This is a genomic window from Streptomyces sp. NPDC046876, assembly GCF_040645035.1.
Taxonomy (GTDB): Bacteria; Actinomycetota; Actinomycetes; order Streptomycetales; family Streptomycetaceae; genus Streptomyces.
Window position 1 is genome coordinate 28,310 of the sequence record NZ_JBEYXK010000045.1, and the last position, 25,353, is coordinate 53,662.

Below are 25,353 nucleotides of genomic sequence, written 5' to 3' on the forward strand. Positions count from 1 at the left end.
GCACAAAGATGCTACCCGAGGAAGGACCGAGGTGTCGGCTCCAGAGCCCACCATGAGCCCCGCGGGCGCGCCGGTAGGCGGCCTGCTCGTGCTCGTCGACCCGGTCGCCCGCCGTCTTGACGGCGAGTCCGTGCGGATCGCGAAGGATGTCCTGTCGGCGGGGGCGGCGGCGAAAATCTGCCTCCCGGACTCGGAAGCGGAGTTTGCGCGGGCGCTCGCCCGCCGGGGCCATCGGCGGCCGGTCATCGTGGGCGACGACCGGGCGCTGGTGCGGGCCGTCGGGCTGCTGCACCGCGAGCGCGGTCTCGCCGAGGGGGCGGTCTCGCTCATCCCGGTGGGGCAGGCGGGGTCGCTGGGGCTGGCGCGGCTGCTGGGCGTTCCCCTCTCGGCGGTGGCCGCCGCCCGGACGGTCCTCGACGGGGTCGTCGGCGTGCGGGACCTGCTCGTCGACGACAGCGACGGGGTCGTGCTCGGAGGCCTGCGGATTCCACCCGTTCGGCCGCCCGTGCCGCGGCCGGCCGGACCCTCGGTGCGCAGCGCGTACCGCTCGCTGGTGCGCACGCTGATCAGGCCGCCCGCGCCGGCGCCCGGCGGGAGCGGCGGCGGCCACCGGCTGCGGGTCGAGGCGGACGGGGTGGTGCTGGCGGACGTCGACCGGAGGGTGGAGGACGTCTCGGTGGCGCCCGCGGACGGCGGGCTGGCAGAGGTGGCGGTCCGGGTGGACGGGAGCGTGGTGCGGGTGCGGGCCGGGGTGGTCACGGTGTCGGGGGCGGACTTCCGCTACCGCGCCGACGCCGCCGTCGCCGGGCCGGTCCGCAGACGGACCTGGACCCTGCGGCCGGCGGCGTGGGGGCTCATCCTGCCGCGGTGACCTCCGCGGCCGGCCCGGTCCGCGCCGCCGCCGCTGCGCCCTCGCGCCGGACGGACGGGCGGGAGGCGACGGTGAGGGCGAGGGAGGCCGCCGCCAGGGCGGTGATCGCGAGCGTCGGCCCGGCGACCTGGGCGGCGGCGCCGGCGAGCGCCGCCCCCAGGCCCTGCCAGGTCATCCGGCCGGCCGACTCCACGCCCTGGACCTGGCCGCGGACCGGGTCGGGAGTGAGCGCGAGCAGCTGCTCCTGCAGCGGCAGCGTCGCCGCGAAGCCGGCCCCCGCGGCGAACACCGCGACCGCGGCGAGTGGCAGCGGCGGATGGAATGCGAACAGCAGGTACGGCGCGGCCATCAGCAGCCGCAGGGCGAAGGCGGCCCGGCGCCGGCCGTCGGCGGTGAGCAGCCGCCCGACGGCGAGGTCGCCGAGGAGCAGCCCGGCGGACGCGGCGGCGAGCAGGGTCCCGGCGTGGCCCGGGGCGTAGGGGATGAACAGGGCCTCGCAGCCGACGACCAGCCCGTTGGGGACCCACAGGTTTAGCAGCAGCGCCCGCCGCCCGGGGCGGGCGAGGAGCTCGGCGTTGGCGGACAGGGTGGTGCGCAGCCCGGGGCGGCGGCCCGGCCGGATCGAGCGCTCGCGCACGGTCGCCGCCACGACGGCGAGCCCGAGCCCGGTCAGGGCGGCGGCGAGGGCGAAGACCCGGTGGGGGCCGAGGCGGGCCAGCAGCAGGGCGCCGGCGGCGTAGCCGAGGACGGACATGCCGCCGGCGGTGATGTTCATCAGGGAGCGGGCGAGGGCGTACGAGGACTGCGGCAGGACCTCGGCGAGCAGGCCCATCCGGGTCCCGGTGCCCAGCGACTGGAAGAAGCCGGCCACCAGCAGCAGGCCGAACCGGGCGGTCAGGGGCAGCCCCGGCACCGCCTGGGCGGCGGCGCCGGCGAGGGCGACGCACTGGAGCAGGACCAGGGTCCGGCGGGGCCGGCTGCCGTCGGCCGCGGACATCAGGGTGAGCGCGCCGAGCACGGTGGCGAAGGCGGCCCCGTACATGCTGACGGCGGTCAGGAACGGCGAGTGGACCTGCCGGTCGACGAGCGTGCCGAGGGCGAAGCCGGACAGGGTGCTCGCGGCCACGGTCAGGGTGAGGCTCGCGTACAGGCCGGCGAACTCGCGGTTGCGGAGCAGGGCGCGGTAGCCGACGGGGGCGGGGGCGGGTGTCCTGGGTGCCGGGTTGGGGGCGGGTGTCTTCGGTGAGGGGGTGTCAGAAGGCATGAAAAAAGCCTCCGAACGCTCCCGCTGGGGGGCGCCGAAGGCAGCGGATGCAGGTTAGCAGTCGGCCGGGGCCCCAGGGCAACGGTTTCGGCGGGACTCCCGCCCGTCAGGGCAGGTCGAGGGTGGCGCGGTGGCTGCGCCAGCGGTCCATCAGGCCCAGCAGCTCCTGCTGCAGGAACTCGAAGAACGCCGCGGTCTCGGCGATGCGCGCCCCCGCCGGGGTGTCGGCGCCGAGGCCCGCCACGCCCTCGCGCAGGGTCTTCTCCCACAGGGTCAGGACCTGGTCGCGGCGGGTGAAGGTCTCGTACCAGAGCTCGTTGTGCAGGACGTACCGGTCGCGGCGGGAGCCCGGCTCGCGCTCCCGGCTGACCATGTTGACCTGCGAGAGGTACTGCACCGCGCCCGACACGGCGGCGGGGCTGATACGGAGGGCCTCGCTCAGCTCGGCGGAGGTCATCGACCCGCTGTCGCTGGCCAGCAGCTGCGCGAAGACGCGCGCGGCCATGCGCTGCATGCCCGCCTCGGTCAGCTGGGCGGCGAACCGCTCCACGAAGCGCGAGACCGCTTCGCCGTCCCGCATGCCGCCGCTGCGCGCCCCTGCCATCTCTTCCGCCACGTACCGGACTTTACGCGATTTCCTAGCTTCACAAATTTCTGAAAGCAGCGTACGTTCAGGAACATGACGAAGGCCATCAGCGTCGCCGGACTCCACAAGGCGTTCGGTCGCACCCGCGCCCTGGACGGACTCGACCTCTCGGTCTCCACCGGCGAGGTCCACGGCTTCCTCGGGCCCAACGGCGCCGGCAAGTCCACCACCATCCGGATCCTGCTCGGCCTGCTGCGCGCCGACTCCGGAACCGCCGAGCTCCTCGGCGGCGACCCGTGGACCGACGCCGTGGCGCTCCACCGCCGCACCGCCTACGTCCCCGGCGACGTCACCCTGTGGCGCAACCTCTCCGGCGGTGAGGTGATCGACCTGTACGGGCGGCTGCGCGGCGGCCTCGACCGCACGCGCCGCACCCGCCTGATCGAGCGGTTCGAGCTCGACCCCGCCAAGAAGGGGCGCACGTACTCCAAGGGCAACCGGCAGAAGGTGGCCCTCGTCGCCGCCTTCGCCTCCGACGCCGAGCTGCTCGTCCTCGACGAGCCCACCTCCGGGCTCGACCCGCTGATGGAGGAGGTCTTCCGCAGCTGCGTCGCCGAGGCCCGCGCCGCCGGCCGTACCGTCCTGCTCAGCTCGCACATCCTCAGCGAGGTCGAGGCCCTCTGCGACCGGGTCAGCATCATCCGCGCGGGCCGCACCGTGGAGACGGGCACCCTCGCCGAGCTGCGCCACCTCACCCGTACGTCGATCAGCGCCGAGCTCGCCGGCCCGCCGAACGGCCTGGCGCAGCTGCCCGGCGTCCATGACCTGCGGGTGCAGGGCAACCGGATCCGCCTGCAGGCCGACACCGACGCGCTGGACGCCGTACTGCGCTCCCTGACCGCGTCCGGTGTGCGGTCGCTGACCTCGAGCCCGCCCACCCTCGAGGAGCTCTTCCTGCGCCATTACGCGGAGGCGGGTGCAGTGCGATGAGGGACCCGTTCGCCGGAACCGCGGCCCTGCTGCGCCTGGCCCTGCGCCGCGACCGCGTCGTACTGCCGGTCTGGATCCTCGTCGTGTCCGCGACGGTGCTCAGCCTGCCCGCCGCGCTCGCCTCGGCGTACGCCACCGAGGCCGACCGGGCGCACCTGCTCGCCACCCTGCACACCAACGGCTCGCTGCGCGCCCTGTACGGGCCGGCCTTCGGCGACTCCATCGGTGCGCTGACCGCCTGGCGGGGCGGGGTCTTCGCCGGGGTGCTCGCCGGGGTCATGAGCCTGGTCGTCGTGGTCCGGCACACCCGCGAGGAGGAGGAGACGGGCCGTCAGGAGCTGCTGTCCGCGGCCATGGTGGGCCGGCGCGCGCCGCTGACCGCCGCCCTGCTCGCCGCGCTCGCCGCCAATGCGGCGGTCGCACTGCTGGTGGCGGGCGGACTGGCCGCCCGGGGCGCGGGCGGGGCGCTCGCCCTGGGCCTCGGCATCGGCGCCACCGGCATGCTCTTCGCCGGGCTCGCCGCGATCACCGCGCAGCTCACCGAGAGCGCGCGGCTCGCGAAGGGGCTCGCGGGGGCGCTGCTCGGCGCGGCCTTCGTGCTGCGCGCCGCGGGCGACGCGGGCGACGCGGGCGGTGCGGGTAGTGCGGGGGCTGCGGGCGGTGCGGGCAGCGGCTCCGGGGCGAGTGCGCTGACCTGGGCCTCGCCGCTGGGCTGGCTGGAGCACGTACGGGCCTTCGCCGGCGAACGCTGGTGGGTGCTCGGCCTGTTCGCCGCGGCGGCCGCGGTGCAGATCGCGGCGGCGTACGCGCTCGCCGGGCGCCGCGACCTCGGCTCGAGCTTCCTGCCGGCCCGGCCGGGGCCCGCGCAGGGCCGTCTCGGCAGCGCCGGAGCGCTGGCCTGGCGGCTCCAGCGGGGCAGCCTGGCCGGCTGGAGCGCCGGGTTCCTGACGGCCGGGGCGGTGTTCGGCGCGATGACGGACGGGGCCGCACAGCTGGTCAGCGACAACGACCGGACCCGCGGGATCATCGAGCGGATGGGCGGGCAGGGTGCCCTCGCCGACGCCTTCCTCGCCACGATGGCCGGGATGCTCGGCATGGTCGCCGCCCTGTACATCGTCTCGGCGGTGCTGAGGCCGGCCGGCGAGGAGAGCGGGCAGCGCGCCGAACCGCTCCTCGCGGCCCCCGTCGGCCGGCTGCGCTGGGCCGGCGGCCACCTGGCCGTGGCCTTCGGCGGGTCGGCGCTGATCCTGCTGCTGGGCGGGCTGGGCCTGGGCCTCGGCCACGGCCGGGGCGTCGCCGCGACGGCCGGAGCCACGCTCGCCCAGCTCCCGGCGGTCTGGGTGATCGGCGCCCTGGCGGCCCTCCTGCACGGCGCGGCCCCCCGGTACGCGGCGGCCGCCTGGGCCGCGGCCGGCGGGGTGGTCCTCCTCGGCTGGATCGGCCCGGCCCTGGACCTGCCGCAGGCCGCCCTGGACCTCTCGCCCTTCGCCCACCTGCCCAAGCTCCCCGGCCCCGGCCCGGGCGCCGGCGCCCTGTGGACCCCGCTCGCGGCCCTGACCGCCCTCGCCGCGGCCCTCCTGGCGGCGGGCCTGGCCGCCCTGCGCCGCCGCGACCTGGCCGTATGACGCCGGTGCGGGCCTTCGGGATCAGAACTCGACGAGCAGCTCCCGCAGGCCGCGGATGACGTAGCCCTCCTGCCACTGCGGCTCGCGTACGAGCTTCAGCGGCGGGACCCCGTCCGCCAGGAGCGCCCCGAACGAGGCCGTCAGCTCCCGGCGGGCCAGCGGAGCGCCCAGGCAGTAGTGGATCCCGGCGCCGAAGCTCAGATGGGGGTTGTCCACCCGGTCGAGGTCGAGGGCGTCGGGGTTCTCGAAGCGGGCCGGATCGCGGTTCGCGGACCCGAAGAGCAGGGCGACCTCGGCCCCGCGGGGGACGGTCGTGTCCCCGATCCGGATGTCGTCGAGCACCCAGCGCTCGAACATCTGCAGCGGCGTGTCGAAGCGCATCAGTTCATCCACAGCTGTGGACAACTTTTCGGGACGGAGCGCGGCGAGCTGTTCGGGGTTGCGGAACAGCGACCACCAGCCGTTGACGGTGGTGTTCACCGTCGCCTCGTGCCCGGCGTTCAGCAGCAGCACGCAGGTGGAGATCATCTCCTGCTCGCTGAGCCGCCCCTCGTCGTCATCGTGGGCGGCGATCAGCGCGGAGATCAAATCCTCGCCCGGCTCCTTGCGGCGCTCCGCGATCAGCTCCCGCAGGTACGCGCTGAACTCCACGCTCGCCCGCACGGCCCGCCGCGCGGTCTCCTCGTCCGGATTCAGCTCGAACATCCCGCAGATGTCCGCAGACCAGGGCCGCAGCAGCCCCCGGTCCGCCTCCGGCACCCCCAGCAGCTCCGCGATCACGGCGACGGGCAGCGGCTCGGCGACGGCCGTGAGCAGATCGCCCCCGCCCTCGGCCAGCAGCCGGCCCACCAGCTCCCCGGCCAGCCGCTCCACCGCGGGCGCCAGCCGCTCCACGGTCCGCGGCGTGAACGCCTTGGACACCAGCCGCCGCACCCGGCCGTGCGCCGGATCCTCCAGGTCCAGCAGGCCGTTGTCGTTGAGCACGTGGAACGGCTCGTGCTCCGGCGGCGGCGCCTGCCGCCCGAACTCCTCGTGCGAGAACCGGTGCAGGTACGTCCGCCCCAGCCGCCGGTCGCGCAACAGCGCGCTCACGTCGGCATGGTGCGGCACCAGCCACTGCCCGGTGGCCTCCCACCAGATGGCCCGGCCCTGCTCCCGCAGCTCCCGGTAGGCGGGGTACGGATCGGCGACGAATGCGGCGTCCCACGGATCAAAGCCCATGCCCGCAGCCTAGGCCGTCCGTTCCGGATCCTGCCGGTCAACCGGGACGTCAACCGGGTCGTCGGCCGGGCGGGTGCGCAGTCGCCCGGCTGCCCGGAGACGGCCGAGGCGCCGCTGCTCCCTGGCGGCCCAGCGCCGGACCCGGTCGGACTCCAGCGGGCTGCCGTGCCCGACGTGGAGGCGGGTGGCGCCCAGGTCGAGCATCCTCTGCAGGCTGGCCAGGTTGCCCAGGGGATCGTCGTGGAAGGGAGGGTTGGCCGGCCTGCCCGGGATGAGCCCCATGAAGGAATTGGCGATCAGGTCGCCCGCGACGAGGTCGCCCTGATCGGTGAGGACGGAGACGGACCCTGCGGTGTGCCCGGGCGTGGGCATGATGCGCGCCTCGATCCCGAAGTCGGCCAGGTCGGTCTCGCCCCGCACGAGCACCTCGGGTTCGAGCGGCTCGGCACGGACGTGCAGCTTCGCGTTCCGCGCCATGAGTCGGCCCATCGGGCCGGTGGGCAGGTACGGTTCGCGGACCCGGCCGGTGCGGTAGGGCGCGAGGTCGGCGATGTGGCCGGCGACCGGGGCCCCGGTCAGGCGGGCGAGTTCGGCGGCGGAGCCGAAGTGGTCGATGTGGCCGTGGGTGAGGACGATCAGCGATACGTCGGTCGGGTCCACGCCGTGCGCGGCGATCGCGTCGTGGATCCTGCGGCCGCTGCCGGGTGTGCCGGCGTCGACGACCACGGGCCGCCGGCCCAGCAGCAGGTAGGCGTTGATGCTGTGCCGGCCCAGGACCGGGATCGGGATGATGCGGGTGCGGGACACGGGGAGTTCTCCTGGTGTGGTCAGCGGAAGCGGCGCCGGTACTCGGCAGGGGTGGTCCCCAGGCGGCGCCGGAAGGAACGGTGCAGGCTCTCGACGGAGCCGAGGCCGCTGCGGGCGGCGACCTCCGCAAGGCCGTGCCCGCTGTCCTGCAGCAGCCTGCGGGCGGCCTCGAGCCGTACCGCCTCGACGTAGGCGGCCGGTGTGGTGGCGGTGCGGCGGCGGAACAGCCGCGAGAAGTGGCGCACGCTGAGGTGCAGCCGTGCGGCCAGGGCTTCGGCGGACAGGTCCTCGGTGGGGTGCTCGCCGATCCACACGCGCAGCTCGTCGATCCGCGCGTCGTCGTCGGCGGGGTCCGGCAGCGCGAGCGGAACGCTGAACTGGCTCTGCCCGCCGGACCGTTTGACGTACATGACCATCATCCGGGCGGTCGCCAGGGCGAGTTCGCGCCCGTTGTCCTCGGCGACCATCGCCAGGGCCATGTCCATCCCCGAGGTGATGCCGGCGCAGGTCCACAGGCGGCCCGCCCTGATGAAGATGGGGTCCGGATCGACGGTGACGCGGGGATGGTCGGCGGCCAGGCGCGCGGCCGTGAGCCAGTGGGTCGTGGCGGACAGCCCGTCCAGCAGTCCCGCGGCGGCGAGCAGGTGTGCGCCCGCGCAGACCGAGCCCACCCGGCCGGCCCGGGGTGCCGCCTCGCGCAGCCAGTCGATGACCACGCCGTCGAGCACCGGCTCGACACCGCTCTCACCCACCTCGACCGCACCCGCCACCAGCAGGGTGTCCACGTCTGCGTCCACCTCGTCCAGCGCCAGATCGGCCATCAGCCGCAGGCCGCTGGAGGTGGCCACCGGGGCTCCGCCGGCCGTCGCGATCCGGACCGTGTAGCCGGGCCGGCCGGGGCCGGCGACCCGTGTGGCGACCGAGAACACCTCGGCCGGACCGGTGACGTCGAGCAGCTCGGCCCCCGGGAAGGCAGCGATGACGATCCTGTGCGGTGGGAGCATGCCTCGATCATTTCGCCGCGCCACGATGGCCGCAATGACCAGGTTCTGTCAGATCCGGCCATGCCGCTCCCGGCGCCGGACACCTCCCTACGCGGGCGTGACCAGGCGGGTCTCGTACGCGAACACCGCCGCCTGCGTCCGGTCGCGCAGCCCGAGCTTCACCAGGATGCGGCTCACATGCGTCTTGATCGTGGACTCGGCGACCACGAGCCGGTCCGCTATCTCCGCATTGGACAGGCCCTGCGCGATCAGCACCAGCACCTCCGTCTCCCGCTCCGTCAGCTCCTCCACGGCAGCCGAGCCCGCGAGCTTCGGCGCCGCCGAGAGCTTGGAGAACTCCAGGATGAGCCGCTTGGTGACGGTCGGGGCCAGCAGCGCCTCCCCGGAGGCCACCACCCGCACCCCGTCCGCCAGTTGCCGCGCCGAGGCGTCCTTGAGCAGGAAACCCGAGGCCCCCGCCCGCAGCGCCTGGTACACGTACTCGTCGAGGTCGAAGGTCGTCAGGACCAGCACCTTCGCGTCCGAGTGAGCCGCGACGATCTCCCGCGTGGCCTCCAGCCCGTTCATCACCGGCATCCGGATGTCCATCAGCACCACGTCCGGCCGGAGCGCCGCCACCCGCTCGACGGCCTCCCGGCCGTCCACGGCCTCGCCGACCACCTCGATGCCCTCCATCGCGTTCAGCAGGACGGAGAAGCCCTCACGGACCATCATCTGGTCGTCGACGATGAGCACCCTGATCGTCATGCGGGGGCCTGCGCCGTCTCCCCGGCCGGCTCCTGCCGCCCGCGCACCGGTATGAACACCGCCACCTCGTACCCTCCCGCGGCCGTCTGCCCGGCCGTCATCTCACCCTCCAGCATGGCCACCCGCTCCCGCATCCCCGTGATCCCGTGCCCGGCGCCCGGCGAGGGCCGCACGTCACCCGTCGCCGCCCCGTTGACCACCCGTATCCCCAGGCCGCCCAGCACATACGACACCTCGACCTCGGCCGGCGCCCCCGGCGCATGGCGCAGCGTGTTGCTCAGCGCCTCCTGGATGATCCGGTACGCCGACAGCTCCACGCCCTGCGGAAGCTCCCGCACCGCACCGGTCACCGTCTTGTCCACGCTCAGCCCGGCCTCGCGCACATTGGCCAGCAGCCCGTCCAGCGAGGCCAGCGTCGGCTGCGGCGCCTCCGGCGCCTCGTAGTCCGCGGAGCGGACCACGCCCAGCACCCGGCGCAGCTCCGTCAGCGCCGCCACCGCGTTCTCCCGGATGGTGGCGAACGCCGCCTCCAGCTCCGGCGGCGGGTTCTTCACCCGGTACGGCGCGGCCTCCGCCTGGATCGCCACCACCGACATGTGGTGCGCGACCACGTCGTGCAGCTCCCGGGCGATCGTCGTGCGCTCCTCCAGCAGGGTGCGGCGCTCCCGCTCGACGGCCGTCACCTCGGCCTGCGCACTGACCTCCTTCTCGGCCTGCCGGCGCGTGTTGCGGACCGTCACGGCCAGGAATACCACCGCCAGTATGAACGCCATCGGCGAGACATCCGCCAGATCGCCCTGCCCGGTGACGGCCGGCAGCAGGATCCCGAACGCCACTGTGATCAGCCACATCCAGCCGGCCGCCCGGGGCCTGGTCCGCATGGCCACGATGCTCACCGAGACCAGGTACGAGGCGACGGCGCCCGGCGACCACGGCCACGCCGGCTCGCTCGGCGCCGCCAGCCCCAACAGACCGGCGGCCACCAGGGCCACCCAGAACGCCCCCACCGGCCGGACCAGCGTCATCAGCACCGGGGTGGCCGCGATCAGCCCGAGCACCAGCGCCCCCAGCGGCCCGAACTCGCTGGAGGTCGCCGCCAGCAGCAGCACCAACAGCGCGGCCCCGGCGGCCGCGGCATGCGGCAGGTAGGCCGCCCGCGCCCGCAACCGCTGCGGCAGCCGCCGCGTCAGCCGACCGTCCGTGCGCATCGGCGGCAGCGGCCGGTACGCGAAGGCATCCGTGATCAGCTCCTGGCGCAGGCTCTCCAGCAGGCCCGATGCCAGCCGGATCTCGGGTGTCCGGGGGGCTGCCCCGGAAGTCGTCTCGGTCATGTTCCACACGGTAGGTCCGCCGCTGCCTCGTCCGCGTCGCCGCCGAAGGGGATTTCCGGGCCTCCCTCTCAGGTACTACCCGGGGGCCCTCAGTACCCCGTCGGACGGACCAGACCCGTCTCGTACGCGAACACCGCCGCCTGCGTGCGGTCGCGCAGGCCCAGCTTCACCAGGATCCGGCCCACATGCGTCTTCACCGTCTGCTCGGCCACGACCAGCCGCGCGGCGATCTCCGCGTTCGACAGGCCCTGCGCGATCAGCGCCAGCACCTCCGTCTCCCGCTCGGTCAGATCGGCGATCCGCGCCTTCGACGGCGCCCGCGGCGCCCCCAGCCGGGAGAACTCGGTGATCAGCCTCTTGGTGATGTTCGGCGAGAGCAGCGCCTCGCCGGCCGCCACCACCCGCACCGCCTCCGCGAGCTGGTCGGCCGAGGCGTCCTTGAGCAGGAACCCCGAAGCCCCGGCGCGCAGCGCCTCGTACACGTACTCGTCGAGGTCGAAGGTGGTCAGCACCAGCACCTTCACCGCGCAGTCCGGGACGGCGGTGATCACGGAGGTCGCCTCGATGCCGCCCATCCCGGGCATGCGGATGTCCATCAGGACCACGTCCGGGCCGAGTTCGGCGGCCTGCGCCACCGCCTCCGCGCCGTCCACGGCCTGGCCGACGACCTCGATGTCGGGCTGGGCGTTGAGGAGGACGGTGAATCCCTGGCGGACCATCATCTGGTCGTCGGCGATCATCACCCTGATCGGTGCGGCGGAAGCGCTCATGCGTCCGGTTCAGCCCTTCGTCGTCTCGGGATCCACGGGGAGCACGGCGCTCACCTCGTACCCGCCGCCCGGGCGCGGGCCGGCGGCGAGCTCGCCCCCCAGCATGCCCGCCCGCTCCCGCATCCCCAGCAGCCCGTGCCCCGCACCCTGCGAGGGCGGTGCCGGGCGGGTCGGTGCGCTGTTGGCGATGCACAGGTGCAGTTCGCGCGGCCCGTACGCGATGCCCACCTCCACGCGCGAACCGGGCGCATGGCGCAGACAGTTGCTCAGCGCCTCCTGCACGATCCGGTACGCGGTCAGCTCGACGCCCGGCGCGAGCGGCCGCCGTATTCCGGCGACCTCGGTGGTGACCTCCAGGCCGGCGCTGCGCACGTTGTCGACGAGGCCCTCCAACTCGGCCAGCGAGGGCTGCGGGTGGTGCGGGTTCGCGGGGTCGTCGGGATGCTCCGAGCGCAGGACGCCCAGCACCCGCCGCAGCTCCGTCAGTGCCTCCAGCGCGTTCTCCCGGATCCCCGACAGGTTCTCCTTGAGCTCCTCGGAGGGGTTCTCCACCAGGTGCGGGGCGACCTGCGCCTGGATGGAGATCACCGACATGTGGTGGGCGACGACGTCGTGCAGTTCGCGGGCGATCCGGCTGCGCTCCTCCAGCAGGGTGCGCCGGCTGCGCTCCTCCTCGGTGAGCGTCTCCTGCTCGACGAGCTTGGTGCGGGCCAGCCGGGTCGCGCGCAGCGCGTACCCAAGCACGCCGACGAAGCCGAACAGAACCAGGTCGGCGAGGGCCACGCTCTGGGCGCCCGGCGGCTTGAACAGCAGCTCGGCCAGGCCGGTGAACGCGACGGACAGGCCGACGACGACGGCGGTCACCCGCGGCGGCACCCGCAGCGCGACCAGCATCAGCACGATCCCGAACCCGATCATCCCGCCGGGCGTCCACGGCCAGCTCTGGCCGGGCCCCACGTGGTCGTGGGTCCGCACGGCCACCAGCGCGCCGGCCAGCAGAGCCAGCCACCAAGCGGCGATCGGCCGGAACATGGCCAGGACGATGGACGCGCCAGTCGCCAGCGCCGCCAGCAGCGGATAGCCGCCGGTGACGTGGTAGTGGTCGGACAGCTGCTCGGTGGTCAGGAAGGTGAAGAACAACGCCAGGTAGCCGACCACCGCATGCGGCAGCCAAGCCAGCCAGCGCGGCCGGGACAGCCGGGGAAGCGGGTTCCACTCCAGGGTGAACAGGTCGGCCGCCAGACCCTGCAGGACGGCGCGCCTCCCGGAGGCCGCGGGCTGGGCCGTGGCGCTGCTCTGTTCGGTCATGCCGCCCAGACTAGGCATGGGTGATCACCTCCTCCCGGGCCACCCGCGGACGGCCGGGGCCGACGAGACCCGCGGCCGCCGCAGAACCGGCGGAACCGGCGGAGCCGACGGAGCCCGCGACCGTGCGCGAGGGGGTGGACCGCCGGAGCCGTACGCCCTGCTCGTACGCACGGAACGCGGACCAGCAGACGGCCAGCGCGGCGGCGAAGACCGGCAGCCACAGCAGTCGGACGGCTATCCACTGCGGGGAGTCCGGCACGGTGTGCAGCCCCGGCAGGTCGGCGGGGGCCAGCAGCCCGAGAGCGGTGACGGCCATCATGGCGGTCTGGTGCCACAGGAACACCGTCATCGCGGACAGGTTGAGCAGGGCCACCGCAGCCCAAGCGCCGGGCCGGCGCATGGCCCGTGCCAGCGGATCGCGCAGCAGCAGTGCCAGCCCGCACTGGGCCAGGCCGAAGGCGGCCGCGGCCAGCGTCGGCGGGTTCAGGTTCGATATCGGGGCGCCGGGGACGCCGACCATGGACGCCGGATAGCCGCCCCACAGCACCAGCGCCGCGGTGGCGGCCGCACCCCCGAGCAGCAGCAGGGCGGCCGGAGTACGCCGGGCGAACGCCCCGCGGGCCCAGGCGGCCCCGAGCGTGTAGGGGACGAGCCAGCCCGCGGCCACGTTGACCCAGCCGATCCACGCGGGGCCCTCCAGCCCGAACCGCCACAGGTCCACGGCCGCCACCACGCCCAGCGGCCACAGCGGGCTCATCCGGGCCACGAGCGGCGTCGCGGCGGTCAGCGCGGCGAAGACGAGGAGGAACCACAGCGGGGACAGCACGAGCCGCACCAGCGCGTGCACGGTGTCCAGTTCGGCCCCGCCGAGCAGCATCCCGACCGCGGTCACGGCCCACAGCCCGAGCACCGCTGCGACCGGCCGGAACAGCCGGGCGAGCCGCCGGCCGACCCACGCCCCGTACGACACCCCGCGCTCCCGCGCCGCGGCGTGCGACCGGGCGCCGACACGGCCGCCGACCAGGAAGAAGACGGACAGCGTCTGGAACACCCAGGACACCGGCGCCAGCCACGGCATGTGCGACAGCGGGCTGGTGGTGCTCAGGCCGCCGTCGGCGGTGGTCATGGCCGTGACCAGCCAGTGCCCCAGCACCACCCCGAGGATGGCGAAGGCCCGCAGCGCATCCACCGCCCGGTCCCGGCCGGCGGGGGTGGCGGCCTCCACCCGCCCGGCGACGGCGGACCAGCGGGCGCGGAGCTTACGCATGGGGGACCTCCGGAGCGGGGCCGGGTGCAGGGGTAGCGGCAGGAGCAGGAGCAGGGGCGGGGGTGTCGGGGCCGAGGACGATGCGGGCCAGGCTCTCCAGGGACTCGGTCCCCGGCTTGAGGTAGTCGCTGTGGCCGCCCGGCCCTGCCTTGAAGGGCCGGGCGCCGAAGGCGGGGGAGACCGGGTCGGTGCCGAAGCCGATCCCGCCGAGCCGGACGTGCGGCACACCGGCGATCCAGTCGCCGTCGCCGCGCCCGGCCCAGACCCGGGCGCCGGTCGGGAGCTCGACGGCCGAGGCGGCCCCCGTGCCCGGGCTGCCGAACAGGGCGATGTCGTCGACCTCGGGGCCGGTCCCGGTGCGGGCGCAGACCACCGAGCCGTAGGAGTGGCACAGCAGCGACACGCGGGCGCCGGGTGCGGTGGACCGCGCCAACTGCCTGAGGAACGGCGACAGTTCGGCCGCACCCTCGGCCGCCCGGTCGGCGGTCAGCACTGTCGGGCTGATCGTCCCGGGCGTCTCGTACCCCAGCCAGGCGACCACCGCGGAGCGGGGGTGCGCGGACTTCAGGCGCTGGTGCAGGGCCAGCGCCCCGGATCGAAACCGCTGGTAGGTGTCCAGGGAGGTGTCGGAGCCGGGCACCAGGACCGCGATCCGGTCGGCGGTCTCCAAGTCGCCGAACACCTCCACCGCCCGCCCCTTGCCGCGGCCGTCGAAGGCGAGGAACTGCGCGGTCCCGTCCGCCTGCATCGCCCGCAGCTTCCCGGCGCGGCCGGTCCGCCCGGCCTGCTGCGCCATGCGGGCCGCTTCGGCGAGGTTGGCCCGGTTGGCGGCGTACCGCGCCTGGGGCGCGGCCTGTTCCTCGAACGCCACCGGTATGGGCGCGGGCACGTCGGGCGATGCGGCGGCGGACACGGGGAGTGCGACGGCCGCGGCGACGAGGCCGGCCAGCAGGGTGCGGCGCAGACGGCCGAGCGGACGGCGCACGTCGTCGCCGCATCCGTCGGGGCGTCCTGCGGGGCGTCCGTCGAGGCGTCCGTCGAGGCGGGTCATGGCGGTCCCTGCTCTTTCGCTCGATCCAGCGGGTGCGGTGCGGGTGTGCGCTCGAAGCGCGTTCTCCGATACCGAAGTTAGGAATCCGCACCCGTGGTCGGCGTCCCGCTGCAGAGCGGCCTTCCTGAATAGCTCTCAGGTATGACAGGGGAAACCTGCGAGCTACGGGGCGCCCTCCCTGGGGAGGGCGGGATCATCCTGCGGACCGACCCGCCCCACGGATTCCCGATTCCCGTGGAACCCATGGAACCCGTGGAACCCGTGGACAGATAGTCGTCGCGAAGATAATCTGTACACAGAAGTTCTTCGAGATACTGATCCGCGGAGGCATTCCATGTGGACGTACGAGCACAGCATCGAGACCGACGCTGCGCCTGAAGCCGTCTGGGGGTTGTGGGCCGATGTCGAGAACTGGGGCACCTGGAACGCCGACATCGAGCACATCGAGCTGGACGGACCCTTCGAGACCGGCACCGCCATCGTCATGACCCCCGCCGGCCAGGACCCGGTGCACCTGCGCATCGCCGAGGCGCAGCCGGGCGAACTGTTCGTGGACGAGGCCCGCTTCGACGGCCTGCTCCTGCGCACCGTCCACCGCCTCGACCGGGGCCGGGACCTCCGCACCCGCGTCGTGTACCGGATGGAGATCACCGGCGACGGCGCCGACGCGCTCGGCCCCGAGATCGGTCCGGCCGTCACCGCCGACTGGCCCGAGACCATGGCCGCCCTCGTCGCCCGGGCGGCCGGCTGATGGCCCTCACGCCCGCCGAGAGCCCCGGCTTCCTGCTCTGGCACGCCACCCTGCGCTGGCAGCGCGGCATCGCCGCCGCGCTCGCCCCGCTCGACCTCACCCACGTGCAGTTCGTCCTGCTGGCCTGCACGTGGTGGCTCAACGAGCAGGGCGAGCAGCCGAACCAGCTCGCCGTCGCCCGCCAGGCGGGCACCGACGTCAAGATGGCCTCGCAGGTCCTGCGCACCCTCGAGGCCAAGGGCCTGATCCGGCGCGAGGTCGACCCCGCCGACACCCGCGCCAAGCGGCTCCGGGTCACCGACGCCGGCGCCGGGCTGGCGCCGCGCGCGATCGCCGCCGTCGAGGAGGCCGACACCCGTTTCTTCGAGCCGGTCCCGGTGGCCGAGGCGATCGCCCTGCTCGGACGGCTGGCGGGGCGGCCCGAGTCCTGAAGTGCACGGGCCTGAAGTGCACGGGCCTGAAGTGCACGGGCCTGAAGTGCACGGGCCTGAAGTGCACGGGCCTGAAGTGCACGGGACGGCGGCAGGATGCCGACTGCCGACTGCCGCTACGTTGGGCCGATGATCAACGACGACTGGCGCAACGACCGCATAGGCAGCGCCCACCGGGGCGAGAACCCCACGGTGCTGCGCCGCCTCGACCAGGGCTTCGCCGTGATCGGGGACCGGCAGTTCCTCCCCGGGTACGCGGTGCTGCTCACCGACGACCCGTCCGTGACCCGGCTCTCCGACCTGCCCCGGGCGCGCAGGGTCGCGTACCTCGGCGACATGGAGCGGCTCGCCGAGGCCGTGGAACGGGCCTGCCGCCGGCTCGACCCGGCCTTCCGCCGGGTGAACATCGAGATCCTGGGCAACACCGACCCCTACCTGCACGCCCACATCTGGCCGCGCTACGACTGGGAGCCCGCCGACCTGGTGCGGCTGCCCGTCTGGTTGTACGAGGAGGAGTACTGGAGGGGGAGCCAGTACGAGCTCGGCCCCCGGCACGACGGCCTGCGGACGGCCATCGGGGAGGAACTGGACCGGCTGGGCGGCGGGGCCGAAGCCTGACGCCGGGGCCTGAACCGGGGCCCTGACCGAGCGCCGGTTACGGGGTCGTCGCCACCCGGATCCCGAAGCCGATCAGGACGACCCCGGTCACCCGGTCCAGGGCCCGGCGCACGCGAGGCCGGGCGAAGAACCGCCGGGCGCGCGAGAGCACGTACACGTACGTGGCCAGCCAGGCAACGGTCAGGACGACGTGGACCAGCACCAGCAGCGCCATGCCCACCGCCGGGCGCAGCCCGGACGGCGCGAGCGCGGGGAGCAGGCCGGTGTAGAACACGGCGATCTTCGGGTTGAGGGCGTTGCTGACGAGCCCGGTACGCCAGGCACTGCCGCGCTCGCCCCGGTCGCCGCCGTCGCTGCCGCGTGTCGAGCCGTTGCCGTCTCCCGGCTGCGGCTCGGCCCCCGGGCGGCGCAGCGCCTGCACGCCGAGGAAGCACAGGTACGCCGCGCCCGCGAGCTTCACCACGAGGTAGACCTCGGCCGACGCGGCCAGCAGGGCCGCCAGGCCGGCGACCGTGAGCACGCCCCACAGCAGCAGTCCGGCCGTGATCCCGGCGACGGTGCGCAGCCCGTCGGCCCGCCCGCGGGCGACGGCGCGCCTGGTCACGACCGCCATGTCGGGCCCGGGGACAAGGGTCAGCAGGGCCAGGACACCGGTCGCGGTGAGGAGTTGGGTGAGCACGCGGCTCAGTCTGCCACCAGGGGCTCGGCCAGGGGCTCGGCCAGCGGCTCGACATAGCCCGCACGCCAGCGGGGCGCCGGGTCCTGGCCGGGGCTGGTCCAGTACTCGCGGGCGCCGACGATCTCGCCGTCCTTGACGGTCCAGAGGGAGACGGCGCGGTAGACGACGTGGTCCTGAGGTATCTCCACCTCGGTGACGACGAGATCGCCGTCGGCGAGGATCCGCAGCACCTCCACGGATCTCTCGTCGGCGTAGGCGTCATCGCTGTTCACGGCGATGAAGTTGGCCCGGCCGACGATGCGCTCGCCGCTGACCGGCCATTCGATGACGGCGTCCTCGGCGATGAGGCGGGACACGCCGTGCCAGTCGCGTGCGTCGATTCGCTCCCACAGTTGTGCCACTACCTTCAACGGCTCCATGAGCGGCAGTCTGCGATGGGCCCTTCACACGTAACAAGCTTTGCTTGCAGGCTTATTGACTTCGACACAAACTCAGGCACCACGGTCGCGCCCCGGCGGCGACGGGAACCCCAGGCCCTAGTCGGACGCCGGCTCCGGCGGCAGCAGGGCGTCCAGCGCTGCGGCGAGCCGGTCCAGGGTGCGGACCGTTTCCGCGAAGGCCTCGTCGCCGAGCCGGGCCGCCAGGGCCGTGGCCAAGGCCGCGTGGGACGGGCCGATGCGGGCGATCGCGGCGCGGCCCGCCTCCGTCGGGCGCAGGAGCTTCGCGCGCCGGTGCGCCGGGTTCGGTACATACTCCGCGAGGCCCTGCGCCGCCAGCAGGTCGGCGATGCGCTGGACGCTCTGCCGGGTGATGCCCATGGCCCGGGCGATGCCGGCCACCGGCAGCGGCTCCTGCAGGACCGCGCCGAGCACCTGCCAGCGCGCCGCGGTCAGGCCGGCCGGGCGGGCCAGCTCCTCCGAGAGGGCCAGGAACCGCCCGTTCAGGCCGAAGACACCGAGCGCGGTCCGGCTCAGCAGGTCTTGGCGGGCTCGGGTCGTGCAGGGCTGGGCGGGCGGTGGTCCGGCCTGCTGGGCGGGCGGCGGTCCAGCCTGCTGGGCGGGCGCTGGTCCGGCCGGCTGCGCGGGCTCCGCGTCAGGCATCGCCGCGCCCCGCCGCCATCAGCACCGGGAACGCGCTCGCGTCCGAGTCGTGGAACAGCCGGTACCAGGCGTCGAGCACCTCCGGCCCGTACACGTCCAGCCGGGCGAAGACCTCGCGCGCGAAGGCCACCGGTTCCGTGGGCCCGGCCGTGATCAGGTCGCCGTCCGTCACCGCGTCGGCCTCGACGTACCGCCCGGCGCCCGCGTAGCCCGGCTGCTGCGCCAGGTAGGCCGCGGCCCCGCTGGTGTGGGCGCGGGTGTCCAGCAGGCCCTCCCGGGCCAGGCCCGCCGTGGCGCCGCAGATCGCCGCGACCGGGATCCCGGCCGCCAGGAACTCCCGGGCCTTCGTGGCGAAGGGGGCCAGCTCGTCGCCGGTGTCCCACAGCGAAGCGCCCGTGAGGATCAGCAGCGAGGAGTCCTCGGGCGAGAGGTCCGCCAGGGCCAGGTCGGGCCGGATGCGGACGCCGCCCATGGTGGTGACCGTGCCGTCCGCGGCGAAGCCGACCGTACGGACCCGGTGGCCGCGCCGCGCCAGGTGGGCGGTGGTGTGGCCGGTCTCCCAGTCCGCGTACGTGTCGTAGACCGCCAGGTGGACCGGCCGCCGGTCGGGGTCCCGCTCGAGGTCGCTCATGTGGATCGCCTCCTCATATGACAGCAGGCTGTCATTTTGGGAGGATGCTGTCAATGAAGGCGCGCTCGGCCCACCCCCGGCCCCCTGGCGCGGCGACAGAGTGCCGAGGGTGCGGCGCCGCCCCCATACAGTCCGCCGATATCCCTTCCCACCTGCGCACTTCTAGCGTGGCCGTATGACCCCTCATCTCCCCTTCGATGGCGACGGCGTCGCCGTCAAGGCCGCTGACCGCGCCCACGTCTTCCATTCCTGGTCCGCCCAGGCCCTGATCGACCCGCTCGCCGTCGCCGGGGCCGAGGGTTCGTACTTCTGGGACTACGAGGGCAAGCGCTACCTCGACTTCTCCTCCCAGCTGGTCAACACCAACATCGGCCACCAGCACCCCAAGGTCGTCGCCGCGATCCAGGAGCAGGCCGCCCGCCTGTGCACCCTCGCCCCCGGCTTCGCCGTCGACGTCCGCTCCGAGGCCGCACGCCTCATCGCCCGGCGCACGCCCGGCGACCTGGACAAGATCTTCTTCACCAACGGCGGCGCCGAGGCCGTCGAGAACGCCGTCCGGATGGCCCGTCTGCACACGGGCCGCCAGAAGGTGCTGTCGACGTACCGCTCGTACCACGGCGCCACCGCCGCCGCGATCAACCTGACCGGCGACCCGCGCCGCTGGCCCTCCGACACCGGCGCCGCCGGGGTCGTGCACTTCTGGGGCCCGTTCCTCTACCGCTCCCCGTTCCACGCCACCACCGAGGCCGAGGAGTGCGAGCGCGCCCTCGCCCACCTGGCCGACACCATCGCCTTCGAGGGCCCGGCCACCATCGCCGCGATCATCCTGGAGACGGTGCCCGGCACCGCCGGGATCATGGTGCCCCCGGCCGGCTACCTCGCCGGCGTGCGCGAGCTCTGCGACCGCTACGGCATCGTCTTCATCCTCGACGAGGTCATGGCCGGCTTCGGACGCACCGGGAAGTGGTTCGCCGCCGAGCACTGGGACGTCACCCCCGACCTGATCACCTTCGCCAAGGGCGTCAACAGCGGCTACGTCCCGCTCGGCGGCGTCGCCATCTCCGCCGCCATCGCCGAGACCTTCGCCACCCGCCCCTACCCCGGCGGTCTGACGTACTCCGGCCACCCGCTGGCCTGCGCCGCCGCCGTCGCGACGCTCAACGCCATGGAGGAGGAGGGCATCGTCGAGCACGCCGCCCACCTCGGGCAGAACGTGATCGGCCCGGCCCTCGCGGAGATCGCCGAGCGGCACCCGTCGGTCGGCGAGGTCCGGGGCCTCGGCACCTTCTGGGCCGTGGAACTCGTACGGGACAAGGAGACGCGCACGCCGCTCGTGCCGTACAACGCCGCGGGCGCCGACAACGCGCCGATGGCCGAATTCGCCGCGGCCTGCAAGGCGTCCGGCCTGTGGCCGTTCGTCAACATGAACCGCACCCACGTGGTCCCGGCCTGCAACATCACCGAGGCCGAGGCGAAGGAGGGCCTGGCCCTGCTCGACGAGGCGCTGACGGTCGCCGACCGGCACACCACCTCGGCCTGACCGACCCGGCCCCGGCGGGTCCTGCCCGGTCCCCGCCGGGGTCCCACCGGGCCCGCGGCCGAAATCGGCCGCGCACCGATCGGTTTCGGCCGTGCTGCCTGGCCTAAGGTGTCCGAAGCTCATCTAAGGAGACGGACCCCTATGCCAGGCAGCACGGCTGTCACCCGCAACACACTTCGTCAGCAGATCGCGGACGCGCTGCGCGACGAGGTGCTCGCGGGACGCCTGCCACCGGGCACCGAGTTCACGGTCAAGCAGATCGCCGAGCAGTACGAGGTCTCCGCCACCCCCGTGCGCGAGGCACTGGTCGACCTCGCCGCGCAAGGGCTGCTGGAGTCGGTGCAGCACCGGGGCTTCCGCGTGCGCGTCTACACCCTGGACGACTTCCGGGGCATGATCGAGGCCCGTACGCTCATAGTCGACGGGATCTTCCGGCGGCTCGTGGAGCGCGGCACCGCGCCCGGCTCGAGCGACCTGCTGGTGTCGGTGCGCCGTCGGGCCGAGGAGGCGTGTCGGGCTGCACAGAGCGGCTCGCTCGAAGTGCTGATCGGCTACGACCTGCGCTTCTGGAGGGAGCTGAGCGGGCTGGTCGGCAACACGTACATCACGGACTTCCTGCACCGGATCCGGGTGCAGTGCTGGGCCTTCACCGTGCCGTACCTGAAGGCGGCCGCGGACCTGCACACGGGGCTGTGGTCGGGGCACAACGAGCTGATCGACGCCGTGACGCGGGCGGACGCCGACGAGGTGCGGCGCCTGGTGCACGCGTACAACCAGCACACGCTGGACTGGGCCGCGACCTTGAAGCCGGTCGCGGCGTGAGCGGCGGGAGCGTGGACCGCCCCGCCGCCATCGCCACCGCGGCCTGGGCCGCGACCGCCTCCGCCCCGCGCGCCTCTGCCGACTCGGCTGCCTCTGCTGACTCGTCCGCCCCTGCTGACTCGTCCGCCTCGGCCGCCTCCGTCTCTGCCTCCCGGACCGCGGGCGTCGACCTGTCCGTCGTGATCCCCGTCCGTGGGGAGCGGGAGCGCCTCGGGGCGACGGTCGCCGCCGTCCGCGAGCATCTGGAGGGCCGCCCGGGCGGCTGGGAGCTGGTCCTCGTCGACGACGGTTCCGCGGAGGGCGAGCCCGAGCCCGGTGACGGGGCCCATGCCGAGGGCGCGGCCTCGGCCGCCGCGGATCCCCGGATCCGTACGGTCCGCCTCGACGGCCCCGCGGGGGAGGGCGCCGTCCTGCGCGCCGGAGTACGGGCGTCCGAGGGCCGGCGGGTCCTGCTGACCGACGCGGGGCTCGGCACGCCCTTGGACGAGCTCGCCCGCCTGGAGCAGGCCCTCGGCCAGGGGGAGGGCGGTACGCAAGGCACCGCCCGCCCGCCCGTCGCGGCGCTCGGGCGCAGCCGCAGCCGCCTCGGCCGCGCCGTCGGCATCCCCGGCATACCGGGCCTGCGCAGGGGCACCTTCGGCTTCGCCCTCTTCGACGGGGACGCGGCGCGCGCCGCCTTCGCCGCCTCGGCCCTCGACGGCCCGGCCGTCGACGCCGAGGTCACACGCCTGCTGCGGCGCGGCGGCGGGACCGTGGCCGAGGTGCCGGTACGCCGCGCAGCCGGACGGCCCGCGCCGGGCGCAGCCGCAGCCCGCCCCGCCCGCCCTGCCGCCGTCGGCGGCCGCCGCCGCGGTGCGCTCGTCGAGCTGCTGCGCCTGAACGCCGGCGGCCTCGCCGTCGCCGCCGTCTTCCTCGCGCTCTCCTTCTACGTCTTCCACGGCCTGTGGGCGGACCTAGACGGCCGGTACCTCAACGACGCTCTCCAGGACCAGAACCAGTGGGAGTGGTTCGTCGGCGTCGCCACCGACAACATCACCCACCTGCGCAATCCGCTCTTCACCACCGCCCAGGGCATGCCCGACGGCGTGAACCTGATGGCCAACGCGACGATGCTCGGCCTGACCGTGCCGCTCATCCCGGTCACCCTCGCCTTCGGCGAGACCGTCACCTTCGCCCTGGTCCTCACCCTCGGCATGGCCGCCAGCGCCTGGACCTGGTACTGGATGATCCGGCGCCGGTTCGTCGAGAGCCGCTGGGCGGCCGCCGCGGGCGGGGCGCTCGCCGCGTTCGCGCCGCCGATGGTCTCGCACGCCAACGGCCACCCGAACTTCGTCGTCCTGTTCATGATCCCGCTGATCGTCGACCGGGCCCTGCGGCTGTGCGAGGGGCGCAGCGTGGCCCGCGACGGGGTGCTGCTCGGGCTGTTCGCGACGTACCAGATCTTCCTCGGCGAGGAGCCGCTGCTCATCGCCGCGCTCGGCATGCTGGTCTTCTCCCTGGCCTACCTGCTGGTCGACCGCCGGCGCGCCCTCGCCGCGGTGCGGCCGCTCGGGCTCGGCCTCGCGGTCGCCGCGGCCGTCTGCCTGCCGCTGCTGGCGGTCCCGCTGTACTGGCAGTTCTTCGGACCCCAGAGCTACCACTCGGTCCTGCACGGCGACAACGCGGGCAACAGCCCGCGCGCCCTCGTCGAGTACGCCGCCCGCTCCCTGTTCGGCGACCCCGAGACAGCGGGTCGGCTCGCGCTGAACACCACCGAGCAGAACGCTTTCTACGGCTGGCCCCTGCTGGCGTTCGGGGCGGCCGTGTGCGTGTGGCTGTGGCGGAGCCCGGCCGTCCGCGCACTGGCGATCACCGGCGCCGTGGCGCTGCTGCTGTCCTTGGGTGCGCGGGTGCCGGTGCCGCACACCGGGGTCGTGCTGCCCGGGCCCTGGTGGGTGCTGGGGAAGATGCCGCTGTTCGAGTCGGTGATCGAGGGGCGCGTGGCGATGGTGTGCGCCCCCGTGCTGGGCGTGCTGCTGGCCTTGGCGCTGGACCGGATCGTCCGGGTGCGGGCGCGCGAGCTGCGCACCCTCGGGCTGCTGGCGGCGGCCGCGGCGCTGGTCCCGGTGCTGCCGCTGCCGCTGACCGTGCGGGAGCGGGCGCCGGTGCCGGCGTTCGTCGCCTCCGGGGCGTGGAAGGGCTACGTCAACGAGGGCGAGGCACTCGTTCCGGTACCGCTGCCCGACCCCGGGCAGGCCGATGCGCTGCACTGGCAGGTCGAGGCGGACTTCGGCTTCCGGCTGGCCGGCGGCTACTTCAACGGGCCGTGGGGGCCCGAGCGGATCGGGATCTACGGAGCCGCCCCGCGCCACCTGTCGAACCTGTTGCGGGACGTCCGCTACGGGCAGGAGCCGCCGGAGATCACCCCGCAGTGGCGGGAGCAGGCCCGGCGGGACCTGGAGTACTGGAAGGCGGGCGCGCTGGTGCTGCCCGACCAGGACCGGGCGGACGTGCTGCGGCAGCTGGTGAGCGAGCTGGTGGGGCGGCAGCCGGAGCGGGTGCAGGACGTGTGGGTGTGGAAGGTGGGGAACCGGCCGTAGGCGTGCGCCGGCCGCGCACCGGAGACGGCCGTAGCTGGGCGCCGGCCGCCCTCCGGAGAACGGCCGTGGCCGGTGCCGGCCGCGCTCCGGAGAGCAGGTTCTGCGCAGGCCTTCGCGGAGGGTGTCCGGAGCATTACGCTGGCGGGATCGGCGGCAACGACTGATCGGAGCCCGCGTGGCCTGTGACCTGTGGCTGGTCCCCCTTGTCGACGTGCTGTGCCACAGCCCCGACAACCCCTTCGCAGAAGAGATCGCCTCGTACGACAAGGCGCTGGGCGAGGCCGGACTGCCGTCCGTGCCGGTGTTCGCGTACATGCCGGGGCTCAGCGGGGACGTGGCCCCCGTCGCCGGCTTCGACTACGACGCCCTGCACTTCCTGCGGCGGGCGTACCTGCTGCAGATCTGCGGGCTGCCGGTGACGCCGGTGGACGAGCTGGGCGGCGACTACGAGCAGCTGCTGGAGATGTTCGAGTCGACGGCGCAGCAGTCGCATCTGGTGTGGCACTACGACCACGCCGGGGCGTACGTGCCGGTGGACTTCGCGGTGCCGCTGGCGAACGAGGAGCTGCTGGCCGGGGGTGGGCCGCTGGGGTCGGCGCAGGGGCTGCTGCGGGAGCTGGTGGTCGTGGCGCCGGCGATCGGGATCGACCCGGGGAATCCGCCGGTGGCTCCGCCGGCGCCGGGGAGGCCGACGGCCTTGGAGGAGCCGGCCGGGCCGGTCCCCTCCGGGGAGGGGGGCGGCCCGTTTGCGCGGGAGCGGCATGTGTGGCTCGGGCTGCATGCGGCCGCCACCCGTAGCCTTGGCCAAGGCTCCATGATCATCTTCAGCTGACGCCCTCCGGCCGTGCCCCTGGGCCGGGCCCGGGGGCGGCGGCCCGGCTGGGCCGGAGCCGAAGCCCGAGCGGTACCGGGGGCCGCTGCGCGGAGCTTCTCCCCGCCCCGCCCTTTCTCCGTATCCCGGGGCTCCGCCCCGGACCCGGCGCCTCGAACGCCGGCGGGGCTTAGAGGCCATCTCATTTGGCGAGCCTGCGGTAGCAGATGAGGGTGCAGGCGATGCTGGTGAAGGCGAGGAAGTGCTCGGCCTTGCGTTCGTAGCGGCGGTGGAGTCGGCGGCAGCCGGCGAGCCAGGCCATGGTGCGTTCGATGGTCCAGCGATGGCGTCCCAGCCGCTGCGAGGACTCGATGCCCTTGCGGGCGATGCGGTGTTTGATGCCGCGTCCGCGTAACCATTTTCGCAGGTGGGCGTAGTCATAACCTTTGTCGGGGTGAAGCTTGCCGGGCTTGCGCCGTCGACGCCCGCGGCGTGAGCGGATGGGCGGTATGCCGCGGACGAGGGGCTCGAGGGCCTGGCTGTCGTGCA

26 protein-coding genes are annotated in these 25,353 nt (G+C 74.2%); 10 read left to right on the forward strand and 16 right to left on the reverse strand.

Annotation, left to right across the window (positions count from 1 at the left end; translation table 11 throughout):
- The first annotated feature begins 52 nt into the window (after positions 1-52).
- Positions 53-871 (forward strand): diacylglycerol kinase, encoded by an 819-nt coding sequence (locus tag ABZ924_RS22780; RefSeq protein ID WP_361912736.1) that lies wholly within the window; start codon positions 53-55, stop codon positions 869-871.
- On the opposite strand, the gene ABZ924_RS22785 is transcribed toward ABZ924_RS22780, so the two are convergent.
- Positions 855-2,135, reverse strand: a complete 1,281-nt coding sequence (locus tag ABZ924_RS22785) for a hypothetical protein (protein WP_361912669.1) — start codon at positions 2,133-2,135, stop codon at positions 855-857. The genes ABZ924_RS22780 and ABZ924_RS22785 overlap by 17 nt on opposite strands.
- 106 nt (positions 2,136-2,241) lie before the next feature.
- Positions 2,242-2,739: a MarR family transcriptional regulator gene (locus ABZ924_RS22790; RefSeq protein WP_361912739.1), complete on the reverse strand. Its 498-nt coding sequence runs from the start codon at positions 2,737-2,739 to the stop codon at positions 2,242-2,244.
- A gap of 75 nt (positions 2,740-2,814) precedes the next feature.
- Here ABZ924_RS22790 and ABZ924_RS22795 point away from each other — a divergent pair, with 75 nt between their 5' ends.
- A complete protein-coding gene (locus tag ABZ924_RS22795) occupies positions 2,815-3,711 on the forward strand; it encodes an ABC transporter ATP-binding protein (RefSeq protein ID WP_361912672.1) in 897 nt (298 codons plus the stop codon).
- Positions 3,708-5,336, forward strand: coding sequence for an ABC transporter permease (locus tag ABZ924_RS22800; RefSeq protein ID WP_361912675.1), 1,629 nt, complete (start codon positions 3,708-3,710; stop codon positions 5,334-5,336). The genes ABZ924_RS22795 and ABZ924_RS22800 overlap by 4 nt, the downstream gene beginning before the upstream one ends.
- 21 nt (positions 5,337-5,357) lie before the next feature.
- On the opposite strand, the gene ABZ924_RS22805 is transcribed toward ABZ924_RS22800, so the two are convergent.
- From ABZ924_RS22805 to ABZ924_RS22845, 9 genes are all read right to left on the reverse strand, one after another.
- Positions 5,358-6,557 carry a cytochrome P450 gene (locus ABZ924_RS22805; RefSeq protein WP_361912676.1) on the reverse strand — a complete coding sequence of 400 codons (1,200 nt, stop codon included), beginning with the start codon at positions 6,555-6,557 and terminating at the stop codon, positions 5,358-5,360.
- Between the two features lie 9 nt (positions 6,558-6,566).
- Positions 6,567-7,364, reverse strand: coding sequence for an MBL fold metallo-hydrolase (locus ABZ924_RS22810; protein ID WP_361912679.1), 798 nt, complete (start codon positions 7,362-7,364; stop codon positions 6,567-6,569).
- A 20-nt stretch (positions 7,365-7,384) separates the two neighbouring features.
- Positions 7,385-8,368: a helix-turn-helix domain-containing protein gene (locus ABZ924_RS22815; RefSeq protein ID WP_361912682.1), complete on the reverse strand. Its 984-nt coding sequence runs from the start codon at positions 8,366-8,368 to the stop codon at positions 7,385-7,387.
- A gap of 87 nt (positions 8,369-8,455) precedes the next feature.
- Positions 8,456-9,115 carry a response regulator transcription factor gene (locus tag ABZ924_RS22820; RefSeq protein ID WP_361912685.1) on the reverse strand — a complete coding sequence of 220 codons (660 nt, stop codon included), beginning with the start codon at positions 9,113-9,115 and terminating at the stop codon, positions 8,456-8,458.
- Complete coding sequence (locus ABZ924_RS22825; protein WP_361912688.1) at positions 9,112-10,446, reverse strand: histidine kinase; 1,335 nt, start codon at positions 10,444-10,446, stop codon at positions 9,112-9,114. The genes ABZ924_RS22820 and ABZ924_RS22825 overlap by 4 nt, the downstream gene beginning before the upstream one ends.
- A gap of 89 nt (positions 10,447-10,535) precedes the next feature.
- Positions 10,536-11,216, reverse strand: a complete 681-nt coding sequence (locus tag ABZ924_RS22830; protein WP_361912691.1) for a response regulator transcription factor — start codon at positions 11,214-11,216, stop codon at positions 10,536-10,538.
- Positions 11,217-11,225: 9 nt separating this feature from the next.
- Positions 11,226-12,524 carry a sensor histidine kinase gene (locus ABZ924_RS22835; RefSeq protein ID WP_361912693.1) on the reverse strand — a complete coding sequence of 433 codons (1,299 nt, stop codon included), beginning with the start codon at positions 12,522-12,524 and terminating at the stop codon, positions 11,226-11,228.
- A 10-nt stretch (positions 12,525-12,534) separates the two neighbouring features.
- Positions 12,535-13,791 carry an acyltransferase gene (locus ABZ924_RS22840; RefSeq protein ID WP_361912695.1) on the reverse strand — a complete coding sequence of 419 codons (1,257 nt, stop codon included), beginning with the start codon at positions 13,789-13,791 and terminating at the stop codon, positions 12,535-12,537.
- Positions 13,784-14,842: an alpha/beta hydrolase gene (locus ABZ924_RS22845; protein WP_361912698.1), complete on the reverse strand. Its 1,059-nt coding sequence runs from the start codon at positions 14,840-14,842 to the stop codon at positions 13,784-13,786. Before ABZ924_RS22845 ends, ABZ924_RS22840 begins: the two co-directional genes overlap by 8 nt.
- A 334-nt stretch (positions 14,843-15,176) precedes the next feature.
- On the opposite strand from ABZ924_RS22845, the gene ABZ924_RS22850 reads away from it, so the two are divergent.
- The 3 genes from ABZ924_RS22850 (at position 15,177) to ABZ924_RS22860 (ending at position 16,642) form a co-directional block, all read left to right on the forward strand.
- The gene (locus tag ABZ924_RS22850) at positions 15,177-15,593 is read left to right on the forward strand and encodes an SRPBCC family protein (RefSeq protein WP_361912700.1); all 417 of its coding nucleotides are present in this window, start codon (positions 15,177-15,179) and stop codon (positions 15,591-15,593) included.
- Positions 15,593-16,024: a MarR family transcriptional regulator gene (locus ABZ924_RS22855; protein WP_361912703.1), complete on the forward strand. Its 432-nt coding sequence runs from the start codon at positions 15,593-15,595 to the stop codon at positions 16,022-16,024. Before ABZ924_RS22850 ends, ABZ924_RS22855 begins: the two co-directional genes overlap by 1 nt.
- 132 nt (positions 16,025-16,156) lie before the next feature.
- On the forward strand, positions 16,157-16,642 hold the full coding sequence (locus tag ABZ924_RS22860; RefSeq protein ID WP_361912741.1) for a diadenosine tetraphosphate hydrolase: 486 nt from the start codon (positions 16,157-16,159) through the stop codon (positions 16,640-16,642).
- A gap of 37 nt (positions 16,643-16,679) precedes the next feature.
- Here the strand turns inward: ABZ924_RS22860 and ABZ924_RS22865 are convergent, their stop codons facing one another.
- The 4 genes from ABZ924_RS22865 to ABZ924_RS22880 all read right to left on the reverse strand — a co-directional run bounded on the left by ABZ924_RS22865 (position 16,680) and on the right by ABZ924_RS22880 (position 19,052).
- On the reverse strand, positions 16,680-17,321 hold the full coding sequence (locus tag ABZ924_RS22865; protein WP_361912706.1) for a LysE family translocator: 642 nt from the start codon (positions 17,319-17,321) through the stop codon (positions 16,680-16,682).
- 5 nt (positions 17,322-17,326) lie between these two features.
- Positions 17,327-17,740, reverse strand: a complete 414-nt coding sequence (locus ABZ924_RS22870; protein ID WP_361912709.1) for a nuclear transport factor 2 family protein — start codon at positions 17,738-17,740, stop codon at positions 17,327-17,329.
- A gap of 117 nt (positions 17,741-17,857) precedes the next feature.
- Positions 17,858-18,421 carry a MarR family winged helix-turn-helix transcriptional regulator gene (locus ABZ924_RS22875; protein WP_361912712.1) on the reverse strand — a complete coding sequence of 188 codons (564 nt, stop codon included), beginning with the start codon at positions 18,419-18,421 and terminating at the stop codon, positions 17,858-17,860.
- On the reverse strand, positions 18,414-19,052 hold the full coding sequence (locus tag ABZ924_RS22880) for a DJ-1/PfpI family protein (protein WP_361912715.1): 639 nt from the start codon (positions 19,050-19,052) through the stop codon (positions 18,414-18,416). Before ABZ924_RS22880 ends, ABZ924_RS22875 begins: the two co-directional genes overlap by 8 nt.
- A gap of 175 nt (positions 19,053-19,227) precedes the next feature.
- Between ABZ924_RS22880 and ABZ924_RS22885 the strand changes: the two genes are divergently transcribed.
- The 4 genes from ABZ924_RS22885 to ABZ924_RS22900 all read left to right on the forward strand — a co-directional run bounded on the left by ABZ924_RS22885 (position 19,228) and on the right by ABZ924_RS22900 (position 24,825).
- A complete protein-coding gene (locus tag ABZ924_RS22885; protein ID WP_361912718.1) occupies positions 19,228-20,592 on the forward strand; it encodes an aspartate aminotransferase family protein in 1,365 nt (454 codons plus the stop codon).
- A gap of 141 nt (positions 20,593-20,733) precedes the next feature.
- Positions 20,734-21,414: a GntR family transcriptional regulator gene (locus ABZ924_RS22890; RefSeq protein WP_361912721.1), complete on the forward strand. Its 681-nt coding sequence runs from the start codon at positions 20,734-20,736 to the stop codon at positions 21,412-21,414.
- Positions 21,411-23,993, forward strand: a complete 2,583-nt coding sequence (locus ABZ924_RS22895) for a glycosyltransferase (protein ID WP_361912724.1) — start codon at positions 21,411-21,413, stop codon at positions 23,991-23,993. Before ABZ924_RS22890 ends, ABZ924_RS22895 begins: the two co-directional genes overlap by 4 nt.
- Before the next feature lie 175 nt (positions 23,994-24,168).
- A complete protein-coding gene (locus tag ABZ924_RS22900; protein WP_361912727.1) occupies positions 24,169-24,825 on the forward strand; it encodes a hypothetical protein in 657 nt (218 codons plus the stop codon).
- 181 nt (positions 24,826-25,006) lie between these two features.
- Here ABZ924_RS22900 and ABZ924_RS22905 read toward each other — a convergent pair.
- Positions 25,007-25,353 (reverse strand): transposase (locus ABZ924_RS22905; RefSeq protein WP_361912730.1); only part of this gene is annotated, 347 nt, incomplete at its 5' end.